This window comes from Microbacterium sp. LWO13-1.2 (genome assembly GCF_038397725.1).
Lineage (GTDB): Bacteria > Actinomycetota > Actinomycetes > Actinomycetales > Microbacteriaceae > Microbacterium.
Genome location: NZ_CP151634.1, coordinates 1,896,998 through 1,914,661 on the forward strand (window position 1 = coordinate 1,896,998; position 17,664 = coordinate 1,914,661).

17 protein-coding genes are annotated in these 17,664 nt (G+C 68.3%); 4 read left to right on the top strand and 13 right to left on the bottom strand.

From position 1 onward, the window contains the following. Positions 1 to 3 precede the first annotated feature (3 nt). On the bottom strand, positions 4 to 1,398 hold the full coding sequence (locus MRBLWO13_RS08830) for an MFS transporter (RefSeq protein WP_341978052.1): 1,395 nt from the start codon (positions 1,396 to 1,398) through the stop codon (positions 4 to 6). Positions 1,399 to 1,459: 61 nt separating this feature from the next. Further along, positions 1,460 to 2,539: a YbdK family carboxylate-amine ligase gene (locus tag MRBLWO13_RS08835; protein ID WP_341978054.1), complete on the bottom strand. Its 1,080-nt coding sequence runs from the start codon at positions 2,537 to 2,539 to the stop codon at positions 1,460 to 1,462. Between the two features lie 128 nt (positions 2,540 to 2,667). On the opposite strand from MRBLWO13_RS08835, the gene MRBLWO13_RS08840 reads away from it, so the two are divergent. Next, positions 2,668 to 2,832, top strand: coding sequence for a hypothetical protein (locus MRBLWO13_RS08840; protein ID WP_341978056.1), 165 nt, complete (start codon positions 2,668 to 2,670; stop codon positions 2,830 to 2,832). 43 nt (positions 2,833 to 2,875) lie between these two features. Here MRBLWO13_RS08840 and MRBLWO13_RS08845 read toward each other — a convergent pair whose 3' ends face one another. Then, entirely contained in the window at positions 2,876 to 3,082 is a 207-nt protein-coding gene (locus MRBLWO13_RS08845) for a CsbD family protein (protein ID WP_341978058.1), read from the bottom strand. Between the two features lie 238 nt (positions 3,083 to 3,320). Between MRBLWO13_RS08845 and MRBLWO13_RS08850 the strand changes: the two genes are divergently transcribed. Then, positions 3,321 to 3,710 carry a hypothetical protein gene (locus MRBLWO13_RS08850; RefSeq protein ID WP_341978060.1) on the top strand — a complete coding sequence of 130 codons (390 nt, stop codon included), beginning with the start codon at positions 3,321 to 3,323 and terminating at the stop codon, positions 3,708 to 3,710. Positions 3,711 to 3,744: 34 nt separating this feature from the next. Here the strand turns inward: MRBLWO13_RS08850 and MRBLWO13_RS08855 are convergent, their stop codons facing one another. After that, positions 3,745 to 4,092: a hypothetical protein gene (locus tag MRBLWO13_RS08855; RefSeq protein WP_341978062.1), complete on the bottom strand. Its 348-nt coding sequence runs from the start codon at positions 4,090 to 4,092 to the stop codon at positions 3,745 to 3,747. A 312-nt stretch (positions 4,093 to 4,404) separates the two neighbouring features. On the opposite strand from MRBLWO13_RS08855, the gene MRBLWO13_RS08860 reads away from it, so the two are divergent. Continuing rightward, positions 4,405 to 4,890, top strand: a complete 486-nt coding sequence (locus MRBLWO13_RS08860; RefSeq protein WP_341978064.1) for an FBP domain-containing protein — start codon at positions 4,405 to 4,407, stop codon at positions 4,888 to 4,890. Here the strand turns inward: MRBLWO13_RS08860 and MRBLWO13_RS08865 are convergent. The 4 genes from MRBLWO13_RS08865 to MRBLWO13_RS08880 form a co-directional block, all read right to left on the bottom strand. Continuing rightward, positions 4,868 to 7,216, bottom strand: a complete 2,349-nt coding sequence (locus tag MRBLWO13_RS08865; RefSeq protein WP_341978066.1) for a glycoside hydrolase family 3 N-terminal domain-containing protein — start codon at positions 7,214 to 7,216, stop codon at positions 4,868 to 4,870. The genes MRBLWO13_RS08860 and MRBLWO13_RS08865 overlap by 23 nt on opposite strands. Before the next feature lie 61 nt (positions 7,217 to 7,277). After that, positions 7,278 to 8,153, bottom strand: a complete 876-nt coding sequence (locus tag MRBLWO13_RS08870; RefSeq protein ID WP_341978068.1) for a carbohydrate ABC transporter permease — start codon at positions 8,151 to 8,153, stop codon at positions 7,278 to 7,280. Continuing rightward, positions 8,150 to 9,214, bottom strand: coding sequence for a sugar ABC transporter permease (locus MRBLWO13_RS08875; RefSeq protein WP_341978070.1), 1,065 nt, complete (start codon positions 9,212 to 9,214; stop codon positions 8,150 to 8,152). The genes MRBLWO13_RS08870 and MRBLWO13_RS08875 overlap by 4 nt, the downstream gene beginning before the upstream one ends. Positions 9,215 to 9,224: 10 nt before the next feature. Further along, positions 9,225 to 10,508 carry an extracellular solute-binding protein gene (locus MRBLWO13_RS08880; RefSeq protein ID WP_341978071.1) on the bottom strand — a complete coding sequence of 428 codons (1,284 nt, stop codon included), beginning with the start codon at positions 10,506 to 10,508 and terminating at the stop codon, positions 9,225 to 9,227. A 145-nt stretch (positions 10,509 to 10,653) separates the two neighbouring features. Here MRBLWO13_RS08880 and MRBLWO13_RS08885 point away from each other — a divergent pair, with 145 nt between their 5' ends. Next, positions 10,654 to 11,661: a LacI family DNA-binding transcriptional regulator gene (locus tag MRBLWO13_RS08885; RefSeq protein ID WP_341978073.1), complete on the top strand. Its 1,008-nt coding sequence runs from the start codon at positions 10,654 to 10,656 to the stop codon at positions 11,659 to 11,661. Here MRBLWO13_RS08885 and MRBLWO13_RS08890 read toward each other — a convergent pair. From MRBLWO13_RS08890 to MRBLWO13_RS08910, 5 genes are all read right to left on the bottom strand, one after another. Next, positions 11,648 to 12,547, bottom strand: a complete 900-nt coding sequence (locus MRBLWO13_RS08890) for a PaaX family transcriptional regulator C-terminal domain-containing protein (RefSeq protein ID WP_341978075.1) — start codon at positions 12,545 to 12,547, stop codon at positions 11,648 to 11,650. The two genes, MRBLWO13_RS08885 and MRBLWO13_RS08890, sit on opposite strands and share 14 nt — an antisense overlap. Continuing rightward, positions 12,544 to 13,758 (bottom strand): aminotransferase class V-fold PLP-dependent enzyme, encoded by a 1,215-nt coding sequence (locus MRBLWO13_RS08895; protein WP_341978077.1) that lies wholly within the window; start codon positions 13,756 to 13,758, stop codon positions 12,544 to 12,546. Before MRBLWO13_RS08895 ends, MRBLWO13_RS08890 begins: the two co-directional genes overlap by 4 nt. Before the next feature lies 1 nt (position 13,759). Further along, complete coding sequence (locus tag MRBLWO13_RS08900) at positions 13,760 to 14,809, bottom strand: hydrolase (RefSeq protein ID WP_341978079.1); 1,050 nt, start codon at positions 14,807 to 14,809, stop codon at positions 13,760 to 13,762. After that, on the bottom strand, positions 14,809 to 15,663 hold the full coding sequence (locus MRBLWO13_RS08905) for a tryptophan 2,3-dioxygenase family protein (RefSeq protein ID WP_341978081.1): 855 nt from the start codon (positions 15,661 to 15,663) through the stop codon (positions 14,809 to 14,811). Before MRBLWO13_RS08905 ends, MRBLWO13_RS08900 begins: the two co-directional genes overlap by 1 nt. A 211-nt stretch (positions 15,664 to 15,874) precedes the next feature. Continuing rightward, positions 15,875 to 17,590 carry an amidase gene (locus tag MRBLWO13_RS08910; protein WP_341978083.1) on the bottom strand — a complete coding sequence of 572 codons (1,716 nt, stop codon included), beginning with the start codon at positions 17,588 to 17,590 and terminating at the stop codon, positions 15,875 to 15,877. Between the last annotated feature and the right edge of the window lie 74 nt (positions 17,591 to 17,664).

Here is a 17,664-nt window from a genome sequence, read left to right on the forward strand (position 1 = left end):
CGCTCACCCCTCCTGTGCTGCGGGGGCGGCGCCGTCAGGCTCAGCCTCCACCGGGTTCCGCCGGATGCCGATCCAGGACACGACGCCGCCGAGCGCCATCAGTGCCGCCGTCACCCACGCTGCGCTGTGGAAGCCATCGAGGTCGAGCGTGCCGCCCACGATGGTCGACAGCACGGCGACGACGAGGAGGCCGGCCACCCTGGCCACGGCGTTGTTCACCGCCGACGCGATGCCGGAGCGCCCCTCGTCGATGGCGCCGAGGATCGCCGACGTGAGGGGAGCGACGGTGAGGGAAAGACCGAGACCCATCACGATCATCGCCGGGAGCACCTGCCACCAGTAGTCGAAATCCGAACCGACGGCGAGCAGCAGCAGAGCGCCGACCGCCATCAGCAGGGGGCCGACGGTCATGAAGATCCGTGGACCGAAGCGGCCGGCCCATGCGCCGGCTCGTGAACTGAGCAGGATCATCAGGATCGTCAATGGCAGGCTGGCGAGACCCGCCGCTGTTGCGCTGAGTCCTGCGCCCTGCTGCAGATACACCCCGACGACGAAGCCGTTGAGCGCGAGCGCCGCGTAGACGAAAAGTGTCGCGAGGTTTCCCCATCCGAAGTTGCGCACCCGGAACAGCGACAGGGGCATGAGCGGGGCCGGCGAACGCTGCTGCCGCACCAGGAACAGCGCGAACAGAGCCGCACCGATGATGCCGGGGATCCAGATCGCCGGCGACTGCCAGCCGAGGTTCGGCTGTTCGATGAGCGCGAAGACGACGGCGCCGAGTCCGATGGCGCACAGGGCGCCACTCCACCAGTCGACGCGGGCGCCGCGTGGTTGGTGCGGCAGATGCAGTCGCGCCAGGAGCAGCAGCGTGATGCCGATCGGGATGACATTGATCAGGAAGACGAGCCGCCAGGAGAGGTAATCGACGAACAGGCCGCCGAGGAGCGGACCGACGAGCATCGCAGCGGTTGTGAACGCGGTCCACACCCCGATGGCACGCGCCTGCACGTCGGCGCGCATCGTCGCCGTGATCAGCGCCAGCGAACTCGGCACCAGCAGGGCTCCGGCTGCACCCTGCAGAGCGCGGGCGATGATGAGGATGAGCGGGTCGGGTGCGGCAGCGACGGCGACGGACGCCACGCCGAAGGCGATGAGCCCCACGCGCATCACCATGACGCGGCCATAGGCGTCGGATACGGAGCCGGCGAGCAGGATCAGAGCGCTGAGGGTGATCAGGTACGCGTCGACGACCCACTGCTGGGTGGTGATGCCGCCGCCGAGTTCGCGGCTGATCGCCGGGAGCGCGACCGTGACGACGGTGCTGTCGAGGAACGTCACGAAAGAGGCGAGAACGGCGATCGTGATCACGAGCCGCTGGAGCGGGGCGAAGGATGTCACGGCCCGACCCTACTCCCGGCCGAGGACGCCGGGGGCCGTGAGCGCGGAACCGGCTCGACGGTCACGGGGAGAGTGCGGGGGTGCCCTCCCGGTACAGGTCGCGCAGACCGTCGATGCCGGCACGCGCGAACGCCTGCAACTGCCGCTGCGCGCCGGTCCCGTGGCGGCGGATCCGTTCGAGGTGCTCCGCCACGAACTCCTCGTCGCCGAGCTCCGCGAGCACGGGGCGGGTCGCGTCCAGCATCCGTCCCGCCACCTGCCAGGCGTCGGCGACCGCTCCCGTTGTGGGATCGACGACGCGCGCGTCCATCCCGCTGCGCGCGGCCATCCAGAGCGAGGCGTCGATGCCGTCGATCTCACCGATCGACACCCGGTCGTCGGTCAGGACGATCGCACGGCTGAGCGCCGCCGCGAAAACGGTGTCCTCGGGCAGGAGCTGGGCGTCGAACACGCGTACCTCGACCGTCGGAAAACGGTCGGACAGGCGCACGGCCCAGGCGAGGGATGCCGGATCCGGCACCGCCTGCAGATCGACCAGTTGCGCGATGTGCGCTCGGTAGTCGGCGAGGTCCCGGAATCGCGGAGGACACCACGAGGAGGGCAGACGCCGGATCAGGATGCTGCGCCAGCTGGCGAAGCCGGAATGCACGCCGTCCACGAACGGGCTGTTCCCGGTGAGGGCGAGGAGCACGGGCAACCAACCGCGCACCCGATTGAGTGCGCGGATCCGCTCTTCGTCGTCGGTGACCTCGACGTGCACGTGGAGGCCGTTCACCGCGTGCTCGCGGGTGATGTGCGCGAGGTGCGCGGACACATCGTCGTAGTGCGGGGAGGGGGAGACAGCAAGCGTGTGGGTCGAAGCGAACGGAGTTCCGGATGCCGCTGCGATCACCGACTGCCCCGCTGCATGCGCACCGAGCAGGCCGCGGAGATGACGCAGCTGGGCTTCGGCATCCGCCCTCGTCGAGACCGGATCTGTGGCGCACTCCAGCTGGCAGGTCAGATACTCCGGCGTCACGGAACCGAGCGTGCTGCTTCCGGTGATGCGCTCCCTGGATCCGTCGCCGAGCGCGAGCGGTACGAGCGATTCCTCGTCGAGGAGGAGGAATTCCTCCTCTACCCCGAAGCGGGCTGTCGGCATGGTCCCCAACTCCTTTCACAGGCACTTGTGGGGCCCTGAGTCAACCCCCTGAGTCGTAGCGGGCGTTCGTCGCTACGGTGAGTCACCGAACACGGGCGCTCGTCGCCCCTGGCAGAAAGGGAAATCTGATGAACATCCTGTTGATCATCGTCGTCGTCGTCGCCGTGATCCTTGCGATCACCGGTGGGCTCGTCCAGTCGCTCCAGTTTCTGCTGTGGGTCGGCCTGGTCCTGCTGGCGATCGCCGTCATCGCTTGGCTGATCCGCGCGGTCAGCGGAAAGCGCAGCGTCTGACGGCCGGAGAAGAAAGGGCCCGCCGGAAGGCGGGCCCTTTTTCTCAGTCCTTGAGGCCGTCGCGGACGCTGTTTCCCGCGTGTCGGGCGGCATCCTTGACGTGTTCGCCGGCCTGCTTCGCGTCTGCCTTGGCCTGATCGAGCTTTCCTTCGGCTTCCAGCTTCTCGTTGTCGGTGACCTTCCCGACACCCTCCTTGATCTTTCCGCTCAGCTCTTCGGCCGCGTTCTTGATCTTGTCGTCGAGTCCCATGTCCTCGTCCTCTCATTCGTAGATTCGGTGGAGGTGCCACCCTCGCACCACCTCTCGAACTTCACCAAGGCATTGACATCCGCGCGCGAGCATGGCAACCGAATCACGCCGCGAGCATGGCAACGGAATTGAGCATCGACGCCGGGCATCGCGAGGACTAGCCTGGCGTCAGGCGGGTGCACCTGCCCGCACGGGACTCGGCGGAAGCCGACGACGGAAGCGGTGTGCGATGGACTCGATGATGATGAACGCCATGTCGAAGGACATGATGGCGATGCCGGGCATGGACATGATGGACATGTCGGTGATGCAGGCGTGCATGGACGCCTGTTCAGCGTGCGAGCAGGCGTGTACCGTCTGCGCGACGCAGATGATGGACTGCTCGCCCGCGTGCATGAACTGCGCGGACATGTGCAACACGATGATGCGATCGATGATGCGAATGCAGGGCATGACCCCCGCCTCGATGATGGCGATGCTCAACGCCTGCATCGCGATGTGCCAGATGTGCATGGACGAGTGCATGAGGCACGCCGACCACAGCGAAGTCTGCAAGATGTGCGCTCAGGCCTGCCAGGCCTGCATGGATGCATGCATGGCGATGAAGGACATGATGATCGCTGCCTGACCGCATCCTCGACGGGCTCAGGAGCCCGACGTCGTCACGCTGCGGCGACGTTGAACTGCACGCGTCCGACCGCCAGCACGCCGTAGCGAGCATGGAGCGCGACCGGGGTGCCCGGGGACGCTTCGAGTGCCGCGCCGGAGGCGTTCCAGAGCGCGCGGGCCTGACCGTCGAGCGTGCGCACCACGAGGTCACCGCTCACGGGATCCGCCGACTCGACGATCCCGTCGATCCAATCGGCGGGAGTCGCCGACGCCAGCCGCGCCTGGATCAGATGGAGGGCGTGTCCCGGAGCGAGCGAGGAGCAGACGTCTCCGTGCTCGCACATGCACGCTGCACGCTCACGCACCTGGAGGGGCGAAAGGCGGTTGAGCGGCGTGGACACGATGGGTCTCCTTCTGGATGGTGTGTGGGCAACGTTAGATCGCCGTCGGCGGATGCGGAACCCGAGGCGACACGGAACGACACACAGCGGTCACATGATCGGCGGGTAGAATCTCGGGCGTGTCCATCATGAGCAGAGTGCCCTCCGGCAGATCGGAGGTCGTCGGCGTCCACTGCGCCGGCGGCAGAGGCTGACCTTCGTCGCCTCCGATTTCGGCGCCACGGCGCCGCCCGATCGCACGTCTCCGGCGTGCGCCTCTGATGACACCCGCGTACGCGCCCTGCGTGCTGCGCACCTCTTGAATGGATTCCCATGTCTCCCGTGACCGAGCGCGACATCCGCGCCAGCTTCCGCAACGCCTCCCGCAAGGAGGTCTCCGATCTGACCCTGCCTCCCGGCTTCGCCGACGTCGACTTCGAGCGTCTGGATTACCTCGGGTGGTCCGATCCGAAGTTCCCTCGGCGCGCGTACGTGGTCGCCGAGACATCCGACGGGGTCGTCGGGATCGTCCTGCAGCGCGCGGAGCAGCGCGTCGTGGCGCGTGCCCAGTGCTCGTGGTGCGACGACGTCACGCTCCGCAACGAGGTGCAGCTCTTCACCGCGCGGAAGGCGGGTGCCGCTGGGCGCAAGGGCGACAGCACCGGCACGCTCGTCTGCGCGAACTTCGAGTGCTCAGCGAACGTGCGTCGGCTGCCGCCGCTCGCCTACGAGGGCTTCGACCGCGAGACCGCCCGTGATCTGCGGATGCTCCGACTGCAGGAGCACGTCGCCGGCTTCATCCAGGCTGTGACGGGCTGAGCGGCGCGGCGGGGGACACGACCTCGAGCGTCGTGGTCGTCTCCTCGTCATCGCATGATCGGCCGACCCACAGCTGAATCCGTCCGGGCTCGACCCGCCGGTTCCCGTCGACGCCGGTGAAGGAGAGGCGATCGCTCGGCACCTCGAAGCGCACCACCTCTTCGGCACCGGCGTCGAGCGTGATCCGCTGGAAGCCGATCAGCTGCGCCAGCGGTCTGGTCACGCTCGCGACTTCGTCGTGCGCGTAGAGCTGCACGACGTCGGTGCCCGTTGTCGTGCCGGTATTGCGCACCACCACAGACGCGCGGAAGCTCCCGCCGGGCGCGACGGATGCGTCGACCGTGAGGTGCTCGTGCGAGAACGTGGTGTAACCCAGGCCGAATCCGAAAGGGCGCACCGGAGTCGAGTCCGCGCTGGTCACGTCGGTCCGTCCGCCGAGCACCGGGCGCAGATACGAATACGGCTGGGCGCCGGCGGATCGAGGAAGCGAGACCGGCAGCCGACCGGAGGGCGAGACCCTGCCGCTCAGCAGCGCGGCGATCGCCGGTCCGCCCTCCTCGCCGGGGAAGAACGCCTGCAGGACGGCGGCCGGCCGCGCTCCGCCGGCAGTCGTGGCCGCGGCCGTCGGCGCCGCGGAGTTCACCGCACCGAGGCCGGTGATCACCCCTCCGCCGGCGTCGAGGGAAGGCAGTGCCCAGTCCCACACGTACGGGCGCCCCGTGAGCGCCACGAGGATCACGGGCGTGCCTGTTGCGACGACGGCCTCGACGAGTACCCGTTGGATTCCGGGAAGCTCGAGCGTCTCGACGTCGTTACCCTCACCGACCGTGCCGCGCCCGAACAAGCCGGCACGGTCGCCGACGACCACGATGGCGATGTCCGCCGTGTCTGCCTGCGCGACGGCTGCCGCGAGCAGGCCACGATCAGGCGATTCGACCTCGCAGCCGGGCGCGTGGCTGATCTCGGCATCCGAGAACTCCGCACGCAACGACTCCAGCACCGTCGGCAGGGCGATTCCCGGCGGGGTGCCCTGGTGGTGCACGAGCACGTGATTGACGAACGAATAGCACCCCATCAATGCCTCCGCGCTGTCAGCGTTGGGGCCGATCACCGCGATGCGACGCGGCGAGGTCGGGTCGAGCGGGAGGATGCCGTCGTTGCTCAGGAGCACGACCGATTCCTCGGCGAGCCGACGTGCGATCGCGCGGTGCCCCGGTGGGTCGAGGTCGACGACGGCGGGTTCGGCGGTGAAGTCGGCGTCGAGCAGGCCGAGCTCCTCCTTCTGCGCGAGCACTCGACCGACTGCCCGGTCCAGGATGTGCTGCGGGAGCGCGCCGTCGCGCACCTGCTGGGCGAGCGTCGTGTACGCGTCGGGTGAGGGGAGCTCGACGTCGATTCCCGCGGTGATCGCGAGCCGAGCAGCCTCTGACGCGTCGGCCGCCACGCGGTGCATGCTGCGCAGGAAGTCGACGGCGAAGTAGTCCGACACGACCACCCCGTCGAAGCCCCAGCGCTCCCGGAGGATCTCGTCGAGATAGCGGGGGTCGGCGGCGACCGGTACGCCGTCGATGTCCGTGTAGGAATTCATCACGCTGCGTGCTCCGCCTTCGCGCAGCACCATCTCGAAGGGGGGCAGCAGCACGTCCTCGATCTCCCTGAGGCCGATGTGCACCGGGGCGTGATTGCGCCCGGCCTGCGAGGCGGAGTATCCGACGAAGTGCTTGAGGGTCGCGTGCACGCCTTCGGACTGCAGGCCGCGGACGTAGGCGGTGCCGAGCACTCCGACGACCAGCGGATCCTCCGCGATGCACTCGTCGACCCGACCCCACCGCGGATCGCGGATCACGTCGAGCACAGGCGCCAGGCCCTGATGGATGCCGAGGGCGCGCATCGTGCCGCCGATCGCGCGGCCCATCTCCTCGACGAGCTCGGGGTCGAAGGAGGCGCCCCACGCCAGCGGGGTCGGGAAGGTGGCCGCCTGCCACGCGGCAAGGCCGGTCAGGCACTCCTCGTGAACCAGCGCCGGTATGCCGAGACGGGTCTCCTGCTGCAGCCGCCGCTGCTCGGCCCAGAGCCACTTCGCCCGCTCCAGGGGCGCCACAGGGCGGGTGCCGTACACCCGTGTCAGGTGACCGATCCCGTCGGATGTGGCTTCCTCGTAGCGGGTCGATGTCTTCTTCTCGCCCGACATCGGCGCCACGACCTCATCGCCCTGGTCGACCCAGAAGCCCACGAGTTGCGCCTGCTTCTCTTCGAGGGTCATCCGGGCGAGGAGCGCCTCGACGCGCGCGGAGAAGGGGCGCGGGGTCTGCTGCAGCACGTTCATCTCTTTCTTCGTTCTGATGGGGTTGCTCTGGTGGGGGCTTTTCCTGTGGTGCCGGTCGGCTTCAGCCCTTGACCGCGCCGGTCAGCCCGCCGACGATGCGTCGCTCGAACAGGCTGAAGAACACCAGCGCCGGAATCATCGACAGCGACGTGAACGCGAGCACCTTGGCGGTGTCCACCGAGTACTGGGATGCGAAAGCCTGCGTCCCCAGCGGCAACGTGTACAGCTGCTCATCGCTGAGCAGGAACAGTGGCAGCATGTAGCTGTTCCAGCTCCCGATGAAGGCCAGGATGCCGACGGTGATCACTCCGGGCACGGCAAGCGGGATGACCATCCGCCAGAAGAACCCGAGGCGGCTGCATCCGTCGATCGATGCGGCCTCCTGAAGTTCGTTCGGAATCGCCGCCAGGAACGGCACCAGGATGATGATCGTCACGGGGAGCGCGAACGCGATCTGCGGGACGATGACGCCGGCGAGCGAGTTCGACAGGCCGAGGTCGCGCACCAGGATGTACAGCGGCGTGATCGCCACCGTCATCGGGAACATCAACCCGGCGGTGAAGAGGGCGAACAGGGCCCCTCGTCCGCGGAACGTGTACCGCGAAAGCGCGAAGGCCGCCATGAGGCCGAGGACGACCACGACCGCGGTGGTGGTCCCCGCGGCGATCGTGGAGTTGAGCACCTGCCTCCAGAACGCCCCGCTGGCGAGAACGTCGACGAAGTTCTCCCAGCGCCATACCGACGGCAGACCCGACGGATCGACAGTGATGTCGGAGTTCGTGCGGAATCCGCCGATCACGGTATAGACGACCGGAGCCAGCATCAGTCCGATCAGGAGCAGCGCGGCGAAGTAGATGAGGAACGTGCTGCCGCGGCGCCGGCCGGGGACATACCGTGCTCGGGGCTCGGACGTGAGGATGAGTGCGGTGGCCATCATGGTGTCGCTTCCGCTGTCGTGTCGGGTTTCTCGGTCAGTGCTCCCGCGGTGTCTCGGCGCAGCACGAAGCGCTGGTAGATCAGCGCGATGGTGAGCGAGATGAGGAAGAGGACGACGGCGACGGCGCTGCCGTATCCGAAGCTCCCCGCGCCGCGGCCATTGGCCACCATGTAGGTCGCCATCGTCGAGGTCCCAGCCGTCGACGAGACGTACTGCCCCCAGATGATCCAGACGAGGTCGAACAGCTGCAGTGAGCCGATGACCGACAGGAACGCCCAGATCCGGATCGTCGGTCCCAGCAGCGGCAGCACGATGAGGCGCTGCACCTGCCAGTACGACGCACCGTCGATGGCGGCGGCCTCGGAGAGCTCATCGGGGATGCCCTGCAGACCGGCGAGGAACAGGATCACCGCGAAGCCGATGTACTTCCAGGTGATGATCAGCATCAGGGTCCAGATCGCGAGCGCCGGGTCCGAGAGCCAGTCCGCCTGCAGACCGGTCAGTCCGATCTTCTCGAGCAGGCCGTTGAAGGCTCCTTCGGTCTGCAGCATGAGGCTCCAGCCGATGCCGACCACGACCTCGGAGATCACGTACGGCACGAAGATCAGCACCCGGATGACCGATTGGAATCGCAGTTTGCGGTTGAGCAAAAGGGCGAAGACGAGAGCGATCGGCCCTTGCAGGACCAGAGACATCACCAGGATGAACAGGTTGTGGCCGAGCGCCTCGTGGAAGGCCGGGTCGCTGAGGATCGTGACGTAGTTGCGGAAACCGACGAAGTCGGTCGGCGTCCCGAAGCCGGACCAGCTGAAGAATCCGTAGTACGCGGCCAGGCCGACGGGAAGGATGACGAAGGCGAGGAAGACGATCAGGGCGGGCCCGATCAGGATCATCAGTTCGGCACGGGCTCCCCAACCGATGCCCCGACGTCGGGGTGGCTGCGATGCCGGCCGGGAGATCGGCGGTCGCCCGACCGGGGGCTGCGCCTGCACGCCCCCGGCCGAGTCCGGTGTCCCTGGCGCGATCGCAGCGCCCTGCGGTGACACGCGAGTGGTAGTCATGCGATGCCGTTCAGGACTTCGCAGCGGCGCTGTTCACCGCGTCGACGATGTCCTGCGCGGTGCCTTGGCCTGCGAACATGTTCACGACTGCGACGTTCAGCGCGTTGCCCACGCTCTGGCCGTAGAGCGTGTCCAGCCACACGACGACGTACGGTGCCGCGCTGTAGGCGTCGAGGATGTTCTTCAGCACCGGGTCGGTGACGGCGGCCTGGGCTTCGGAGGAGGCCGGCACGGTCTGGAACGCCTTCGCGTAGGCCTCCTGGTTGCCCTTCTCGGCGATGAAGTCGAGGAAGTCGACGCACTCCTTCGGAGCGTTGACCCAGCACGAGAACCCGTCGACTCCACCCATCATGGCGCCGGGTTCGCCGTCGCCGCCCTCGACCTCGGGGAACGGGAACCACGCGAGGTCGGGCAGCGACTTCTCATCCGGGGTCAGGGAGGCGATCACGCCCGGGTCCCACGCGCCCATGAGTTCCATCGACGCCTTGTGGTTGGCGAGCAGGCCTGCGGAAGATCCGGCGCCCTGCTGCGCCGTCGTCGTGAGGAAACCGTCGTTGAAGGGTTCGGCGTCGATGACCGTCTGCAGGTTCTCGCCGGCGGTCAGCCAGCACTCATCGTCGAACGTCCTGGTGGATGCGGCCTCGTCGAGCGCCTCTTTCGAGCACGCACGCAAGGCGAAGTTGTAGTACCAGTGCGCAGCGGGCCAGGCGTCTTTCGCGCCGACCGCGATGGGTGCGACGCCGGATGTGCGAAGTTCCGCCGTGACGTCGGTCAACTCGTCGATCGTGGTGGGCGTCGCCGTGACGCCGGCGGCCTCGAACAGGTCGGCCGAGTAGAAGATGCCGGAGGGCAGCACGGCCGTCGGCACCCCGTACTGCTTGCCGTCGATCTCGAACGCCGACAGCGAGCTGCTGACAGCGGACTTCGTGGCATCCGAGATCTTGTCGGTGATGTCCATCACCTGACCGGCTTCCACGACGTCGGCGAGTTTTCCTCCGCCGCGCGCCATGAAGATGTCCGGACCCTCGTTGGAGTTGAGCGAGGTCTGCAGCTTGCCGTCCATCTCCTCGTTCTGGATCGACTGCATCTTGACCGTGACGTCGGGGTACTTCGCCTCGAAAGCGGCGATCGTGTCCTTCCAGTACTGCTGGCCGTCGCCGGTCGTCGAGTTCTGCCAGAACGTGAGCGTGACCTTGCCGTCGGCGGATTCGCCGGGAGGGGCGCTGCATCCGCCGAGGGCGAGAACGCCCGCGGTCACGATGGCCGATGCCAGCAGGAGCTTGTTGGCTTTCATGTGATTCCCGTTCTCTTCGTTGAGGGCCTCGTCGTCGTCAGCGTCAGGTGAGGCGTTGGAGAGCTTCGCGGGAATCGACCGCAGCGTCAAACGTTTTCGAAAACAGTTTCCATCCGTGGATGGATCGCCGCTACGCTGTCCAGACATGAGCGGACGAACGACGATCCACGACGTCGCGAAAGCGGCGGGGGTGTCGGTCTCGACCGTCTCCAAGGCGGTCAACGGACGCTACGGAATCGCAGATGCCACGGTTCGGCGCGTTCTCGATGCGGTGCGCGAGCTGGGGTACGAGTCCAGCCTGGTCGCCAGCAGCATGCGGGCGCGACGGACCGGAGTGATCGGAGTCCTCCTGGCGGACTTCGAGCCGTTCAGCGCGGAGATCCTCAAGGGGGTCGGATCCGCGGCGCATGGCACGGCCTTCGATCTGCTCGCCTACAGCTCTCGCCAGGGTGCGGCGGAAGGATGGGAGCGCCGGTCGCTGAGCAGGCTGTCCGGCACGCTCATCGACGCGGCGATCATGGTGACGCCGACGGTCGTGAGCGCGTCGACGGAGATCCCCGTCGTGGCGGTCGATCCGCATACCGGCCGGGCCGGATTGCCGACCGTGGAGTCCGACAGTTTCGGCGGTGCCCTTGCCGCCACGCGACACCTGATCGAACTCGGACACCGACGCATCGGCTTCCTCGCAGGGCGACCGGATCTGCGTTCAGCCGGGCTCCGTGATGCCGGCTACCGCCGGGCGCTGGGAGATGCCGGCATCCTCGTCGATCCCGCGCTGATCGGTGTCGGGCGTTACGACCTGGAGACGACCCGAGAGTCGGCTCGTCTCATGCTCGCAGGCGACACCCGTCCGACCGCCGTCTTCGCCGCCAACGATCTCTCTGCGATCGCCGTCATCGATGTCGCCCAGGAGATGGGGTTGAGAGTGCCGGATGATCTGTCGGTGATCGGCTTCGACGACGTTCCCGAAGCGTCGCGGCGGGCACTGCCGCTGACCACCATTCGGCAGCCGATGCATCGCCTCGGCGTCGTCGCTGCCGAGATGGTTTTCGCCCAGCTCTCGGGAGAGCCGCTCGAGCAGCTGCACGTGATCCTGCCGACGCGACTCGTGGTCCGCGCCACCACGGCCCCGCCGCGCGTCAGTCCGCGCTGAGCGCCGCGTCGTGATCGGGCCTCGCGGACGCCCGATCGGCGATGGCCGTACGCACGAAATCCCATGCCGGCCCGGCGAGCTGCGCCGAAAGGCGGGCATGGGCGTCGAAGCTGCGGTGCCCTGGCCAATCCGCCGGAAGCAGCGCTGCGGGAAGGCCGGGATCGCGATAGGGAAGCACGCGCCACGCGTCGATGAGCCGCACGTACGCGGCGAAGGGTCCGGGGGCGTCATCCGGTAGCGGAGCGATCGACTCCTGGAAGAGCTCGTGCTCCGCGCGGAGGGCGGTGAGATCCCACCAACCCGACACCGCATCGGCGAGGGGGCCGGCGACCTCCGGAGTCTGGGTGCGGAAGAGGGTCGCCCACTCGCGTGCGTGCAGCTCTGTCAGGATCTCCTCGACCTCGTCCTGCAGATAGCCGGGGCAGATCCACAGCGCGGGCGAGACCATGCCGCAGCCGATCCATTGCAGCCGTCGACGCAGCTGATGGCGCAGGTCGCGGCGGGTCTCCGGAATCGAGAACGAGAGCAGGCACCATGGGTCGCCGAGCGCCATCTGCCGGACTTCGAAGATGCGCCGGTCGCCGCGCTCGAGCATCGGGATCGCCGCGGGATTGAGGCGGTAGCCGATGCCGCCCTCCCGCTCGGCGAGCAGGAGGCCCTTCTGTTTGAGTCGGGTGACGCCGGTGCGTGCGGTCGCGGCAGGGATGCCGAGGAAGCCGGCGATGCGCACCAGATCGGCCGCGGAGATCCAGTCGTCGAGACGACGCAGGTAGAGTCCGATGAACGTGCGCAGCAGCGAGGCGGTGCTCCCGGGGCGCGCGTCGATGTCGTCGAGGATCACGCCCTCGACGGGCGGGGGGACCACGGCATCCGGCATTCGGTTCATCCGCGCAGGGCGTCCCGGATCGCGAGCACACCGGTCACGGTCTCGACGTGCGAGGTGCTCAGCGGTGACAGGCCGAGGCGGATGCCGTCGGGGAAGCGGAAGTCCGGGATGATGCCGTCCGCCCATAGGCGCTGGGTGACGGCGCGGAAGTCGGGGTGGCCGATGGTGACATGACCGCCGCGCAGGTCCGCGTCGCGCGGGCTCAGCAAGCGGACGCCCGACGGGGCGAGCACCTCGTCGTATGCGCGCACGGCGAGGTCGGTCAGCGATTTCGATTTCGTGCGGACCTGCTCGATCGTGGACTCCTCGATGAGGTCGAGCATCCCCTGCATCGCGAGCATCGAGGTGACCGGCGGGGTGCCGCTGAGCAGTTGGCGGATGTCGCCGGCCGGCACGTACGCAGGCCCCATCGCGAAGATGTCGGCGGCACTCCACCATCCCTGGATCGGCTGCCGAAGGACGCCCTGCAGCGAACGGCGCAGGTAGGCGAAGGCCGGAGAGCCGGGCCCGCCGTTCAGGTACTTGTAAGTGCAGCCGACCGCCATGTCGACGCCCCAGGCGTCGAGCTGCATCGGGATGACGCCGACCGAGTGACAGAGGTCCCACATCATCAGCGCGCCGGCGTCGTGCGCGACGGTCGTGATCGCCGGCATGTCGGCGAGGGCGCCGGAGCGGTAGTCGACGTGGCTGAGCGAGACGAGCGCGGTGCGGTCGGAGACGACAGCCGCGACATCCGCCGGCCGTACTCCGTGCACCGGGTCGGGTTCCAGCCACCGCAGGGTCATCCCGGTCTCGCCGGCGACGCCCTCGGCGAGGAACCGGTCGGTGGGGAAGTTGCCGGCCTCGATCACGAGCTCGGTGCGGCTCGGGTCGGCGGCCGCCGCGGCGCGCATCAGCTTGTAGATCAGCACGCTGGTGGAGTCGGCGACGACGGTCTGGCCGGGCGCAGCGCCGAGGGCGACACGGCCGATCCGATCGCCGAGCTCGAGGGGGAGCGCCATCCACTGTTCGTCCCAGGAGCGGATGAGACGTGTGCCCCAGTCCTCGCGCACGAATGCGGCGAGCTTCTCGGGGATGTCCTTGAGCGGTCGTCCGAGAGAATTGCCGTCGAGGTAGGCGCCGACGCCCGGCGCTTCGGCGAACGCGTCGAGGTGAGCCGCGAGCGGGTCGGCGGCGTCGAGAGCGCGGGCGGCTGTGAGGAGGTCGGTCATGTCATGCCTTCAGAGGTCTGGCGTCGAGCGGATCGAGAGTCGTCGCGGGAAGGAGGAGAAGGGCGGATGCCGGATCGAGCGGGTCGGCAGGTGCGAGTGCGCGCAGCAGATCGATGCCGTCGACCCCCGCTTCGCGCAGCGCCGCAATTTCGCCGGGATTCAGGCCGACAGGCGTCGGGCCGTTGCCCATATCGGTGCCGTAGCGCACGGTGCCGCCCGAGGCGTGGAAGCGACGCACGTTGTCGATCGCTCGGGCGCGGTCGCCAGCGTCGTGGATGGCGAGAGTGGAGATCCAGGAGACGGATGCCGCCTGCTCGACGATCTCCTCATCGGTGAGGCGTTCGGTGAACGGTGCGTGGGCGAGCGCCCTGGCGCCGAGTCGGGCCACCCGCTGCGCTTCGCCCGTTCCTTCGGCGTGCGCGATCACGGGCAGGCCGCGCTCCGCCGCGAGCTCGACGATCGTGCGCAGGATCCCGTCGCCGAACACCGGTCCGGCGGTGCGGTTGCTGGCGACCTTGATGCAGGATGCTCCGGCATCCGCCATCTCGGCGATCGTCGCCTCGGCATCCGCGACGGTACCGATCTCGCGCCATGAACCCTCCGGCGCCCAGTCGCGATCCGACGGATATCCGCCCGGCGCGGTGAGGAAGGCCCCCGCGAACTCGATGTTCACCGATCTCCGGTTGTCGAACGTCGGATCGATGCGTTTCGTCTCGCTCCGCTCGCTCAACGACCGCGGGGCAAGGTTTCGGTCGTTGAGCGAGGGAGCGCCAGCGAGTGAGACGAAACGCGCTTCTCCGGCATACGACCGGAGAATCTCGGGATTCCCGCCGAGATCCACGACCCGCCCGAGCGCGGAGTGGGCGAGGAGCGACGGGTCGACGAGCTGCAGGTGCACGTGGTGGTCGGTGAACCCACCGACCACGACGCCGTCGAGGCGGGGGAGATCGGGGGCCGAGGGCTCGTCGCGAAGCAGCATCCGGCCGCCGTCGTCGACGGACAGGATGCCGTCGCGCCATCCCCCGCCGTCGAAGAACGTGGCGGCGTGCATCAGCTGCCGATCGAGGTGCGCACGGTGTACAGCTCGGGGAAGAACGTCAGTTCGAGGGCGCGCTGCAGGAAGCCGGCCCCGCTGGAGCCGCCGGTGCCGACCTTCATGCCGATGGTCCTGGTGACGGTCTTGAGGTGGCGGAAGCGCCAGAACTGGAAGTTGTCCTCGAGATCGACGAGGTCCTCGCAGGCCTCGTACAGATCCCAGTGCTGCTGGTGGTTCTCATAGATCTCGCGGATCGCCGGGACGAGCGCGGGGGACTCGCGGTAGGGCAGGCGCACGTCGCGCTCGAGGATCTCGGTCGGGACCGGAAGCCCGCGCCGCGCGGCGAAGCGGAGGAACTCGTCGTAGAGGGTGGGCTTCTCCCACTCGGCGGTGAGCAGGGCGAGGTTCTCCGGGTGATCGGCGAAGACCTGCAGCATCCGCTCGTTCTTGTTGCCGAGCGCGAACTCCACGGCCCGGTACTGCACCGACTGGAACCCGGAGGAGTTGCCGAGCGCGCCGCGGAACTGCGCATATTCGGTGGGCGTGAGGGTGGCGAGCACGGACCACTGCTGCGTCATCACGTCCTGGATCTTCTTGACGCGCGCGACCCGCTTCAGGGCCTCGCGGAGATCGTCGCTGGCGAGCAGCTCACGCGCGGACGAGAGCTCGTGCAGCAGCTGCTTCAGCCAGAGCTCCGTGGTCTGGTGCTGGATGATGAACAGCAGCTCATCGTGGTGCTCGGGGTTCGAGACCGGATGCTGCGCGTTGAGCAACTGGTCGAGACCGAGGTAGGACCCGTACGTCATTTTGCCCGAGAGGTCGGTGACGATCCCCGTCTCGAGTTCGCGCTCGTTCTGCTCGGTGCTCATGGCCTGAATATATCACCAATGTGGCGGGCGTCACAGATCTGAAATGTTTACTTGTGGCACCGATACCCCCGGTTAGCGCCGACGCCCCCGGTTATCGCCGAGACCCCCTGGCACTGACGTGAATACCAGAGGGTCTCGGCGACAGGCGGGGGTCTCGGCGAGGGCGGGCGGTCTCCCGACAGCGACGAGCATCCGGGTGAAGCCTCAGTCGTCAGAGGCGGGGTGTGCGCGGTGGTGGTGTGCGGCGAGAGCCAGGAGCGCCGACCGCCTCGAAGCCCGCGGCGAGGCGGAGCAGTCGGGCATCGTCGTAGGCCCGGCCGGCGAACGTGAGGCCGATCGGCATGCCGATATCAGCCATCAGACCCATCGGCACCGTGACCGTCGGGATGCCGAGGTGCCGCACCGCGAGGTTGCCGTTCGCGATCCATACGCCGTTGCGCCAGCCGAGATCAGCGGATGCCGCATTCACATCCATGTTGGCCGGGCCCACGTCGGCCACCGCAGGGAACACCACGGCATCGAGGCCGAGGGCGTCCATCCACGACTCGAGGTCCACGCGGCGGGTCTCCTCGAGTCCGCGAATGCCCGACTCGAGCTCCGGTATCGCGTCGAGGCCGGCGCCCGGGTTGTCGCGCACCCATTCGGGGTACTCGGCGATGTCGTCGTCGAACCCGGTGTAGCGGTCGGGCAACGCACCTTCCGGATGAGGGAAGATCGCTGCCCCGTCGACATCGGCCAGCGTGCGCAGCTGAGGGTCGCCGTTCGCCTGCAGGAAGTCCTCCCAGCCCCACGCGCAGAGGTCGACGATCTCGCGCTTCAGGAACGCGGGCGAGACGAGACCGCGGGTCGCGATCGTCGGTGCGCCTGGTCGGTCTCCCTCGTAGTTCGACACCACCGGGAGGTCGACCTCGACGACGGTGGCGCCGGCCGCTTCGAGGTCGCGGCGCGCGGCCTCCCACCGGGCGATGACCGAAGCGCGCGTCTGGATGCGCCGGCCAGTCGGTCCGCCGATTCCGGGTTCGTCCGCCGTTCCGGCGGCGGGGTCCGCGTTGATGTACATCCGCGGAATGCCGATGCGGGCGCCGGTCAGTGCGCTCGACGCGTCGGCCGCCAGTTCCGGATATGACGTCGGGCGAAGAGTCGAAGCCTGCGGAATCGGCACCCACGGCTGCACGCGCCAGAAGTCACCGCGGGTCTCGGCGTCGTCGGCGACGATCACGTCGAGCACCTCGAGCAGATCAGCCATGCTGCGCGTGTGCGGCACCACGACGTCCATCGTCGGAACCAGCGGCCAGTTGCCCCGCACCGAGATCACGCCGCGGGAGGGCGTGTACGCGCACAGGGCGTTGTTGGTGGCGGGGCCGCGGCCGCTCGACCAGGTCTCCTCGCCGAGGCCGAAGGCGGCGAAGCTCGCGGCCGTCGCCGTGCCGGAGCCGTTCGACGACCCGGAGGCGAACGGTGCCGTCAGCCAGTCGCCGTTGTACGGGCTCTCCGCGCGGCCGTAGACGCCGCGCTGCATGCCACCGTTCGCCATCGGCGGCATGTTCGTCAGACCCAGGCAGATCGCCCCGCCTGACCGGAGCCGTTCGATCGTGAATGCATCGTGCTGGGCGATGAGGTGCTGGAAAGCGGGGCTGCCGGCGGCGGCGGTGAGCCCGCGCACGAGGTAGCTGTCCTTCGCCGTGTACGGGATGCCGTCGAGCGGGCCGCGCACCTCGCCCCGCGCGCGGCGTTCGTCGGATGCGGCGGCCTCGGCGCGGGCATCCGGGTTCGAGACGACGACCGCGTTCAGCGCCGCGTCGGTGCCGGGGGCGTCGAACGCGGCGATACGGGCGAGGAACGCGTCGACGAGTTCGACCGAGGTCGTGGCCCCCGTCTCGAGGGCGCGGCGGAGGTCGGCGATGGATGCTTCGTAGACGTCGATCATGCGGGGCTCCTTGGCGGATGGGGGCGTTTCGTCTCGGTCGCTGCCCTCCCTCGCTCAACGACCGGCACTGGTCG

What these genes read in the sequence shown, in the direction of transcription:
- MRBLWO13_RS08835 (WP_341978054.1), bottom strand. Translation starts at nt 2,539, where the DNA reads ATGCCGACAGCCCGCTTCGGGGTAGAGGAGGAATTCCTCCTCCTCGAC.
- MRBLWO13_RS08840 (WP_341978056.1), top strand. Translation starts at nt 2,668, where the DNA reads ATGAACATCCTGTTGATCATCGTCGTCGTCGTCGCCGTGATCCTTGCG.
- MRBLWO13_RS08845 (WP_341978058.1), bottom strand. Translation starts at nt 3,082, where the DNA reads ATGGGACTCGACGACAAGATCAAGAACGCGGCCGAAGAGCTGAGCGGA.
- MRBLWO13_RS08850 (WP_341978060.1), top strand. Translation starts at nt 3,321, where the DNA reads ATGATGATGAACGCCATGTCGAAGGACATGATGGCGATGCCGGGCATG.
- MRBLWO13_RS08860 (WP_341978064.1), top strand. Translation starts at nt 4,405, where the DNA reads ATGTCTCCCGTGACCGAGCGCGACATCCGCGCCAGCTTCCGCAACGCC.
- MRBLWO13_RS08865 (WP_341978066.1), bottom strand. Translation starts at nt 7,216, where the DNA reads ATGAACGTGCTGCAGCAGACCCCGCGCCCCTTCTCCGCGCGCGTCGAG.
- MRBLWO13_RS08870 (WP_341978068.1), bottom strand. Translation starts at nt 8,153, where the DNA reads ATGATGGCCACCGCACTCATCCTCACGTCCGAGCCCCGAGCACGGTAT.
- MRBLWO13_RS08875 (WP_341978070.1), bottom strand. Translation starts at nt 9,214, where the DNA reads ATGACTACCACTCGCGTGTCACCGCAGGGCGCTGCGATCGCGCCAGGG.
- MRBLWO13_RS08880 (WP_341978071.1), bottom strand. Translation starts at nt 10,508, where the DNA reads ATGAAAGCCAACAAGCTCCTGCTGGCATCGGCCATCGTGACCGCGGGC.
- MRBLWO13_RS08885 (WP_341978073.1), top strand. Translation starts at nt 10,654, where the DNA reads ATGAGCGGACGAACGACGATCCACGACGTCGCGAAAGCGGCGGGGGTG.
- MRBLWO13_RS08890 (WP_341978075.1), bottom strand. Translation starts at nt 12,547, where the DNA reads ATGAACCGAATGCCGGATGCCGTGGTCCCCCCGCCCGTCGAGGGCGTG.
- MRBLWO13_RS08895 (WP_341978077.1), bottom strand. Translation starts at nt 13,758, where the DNA reads ATGACCGACCTCCTCACAGCCGCCCGCGCTCTCGACGCCGCCGACCCG.
- MRBLWO13_RS08900 (WP_341978079.1), bottom strand. Translation starts at nt 14,809, where the DNA reads ATGCACGCCGCCACGTTCTTCGACGGCGGGGGATGGCGCGACGGCATC.
- MRBLWO13_RS08905 (WP_341978081.1), bottom strand. Translation starts at nt 15,663, where the DNA reads ATGAGCACCGAGCAGAACGAGCGCGAACTCGAGACGGGGATCGTCACC.
- MRBLWO13_RS08910 (WP_341978083.1), bottom strand. Translation starts at nt 17,590, where the DNA reads ATGATCGACGTCTACGAAGCATCCATCGCCGACCTCCGCCGCGCCCTC.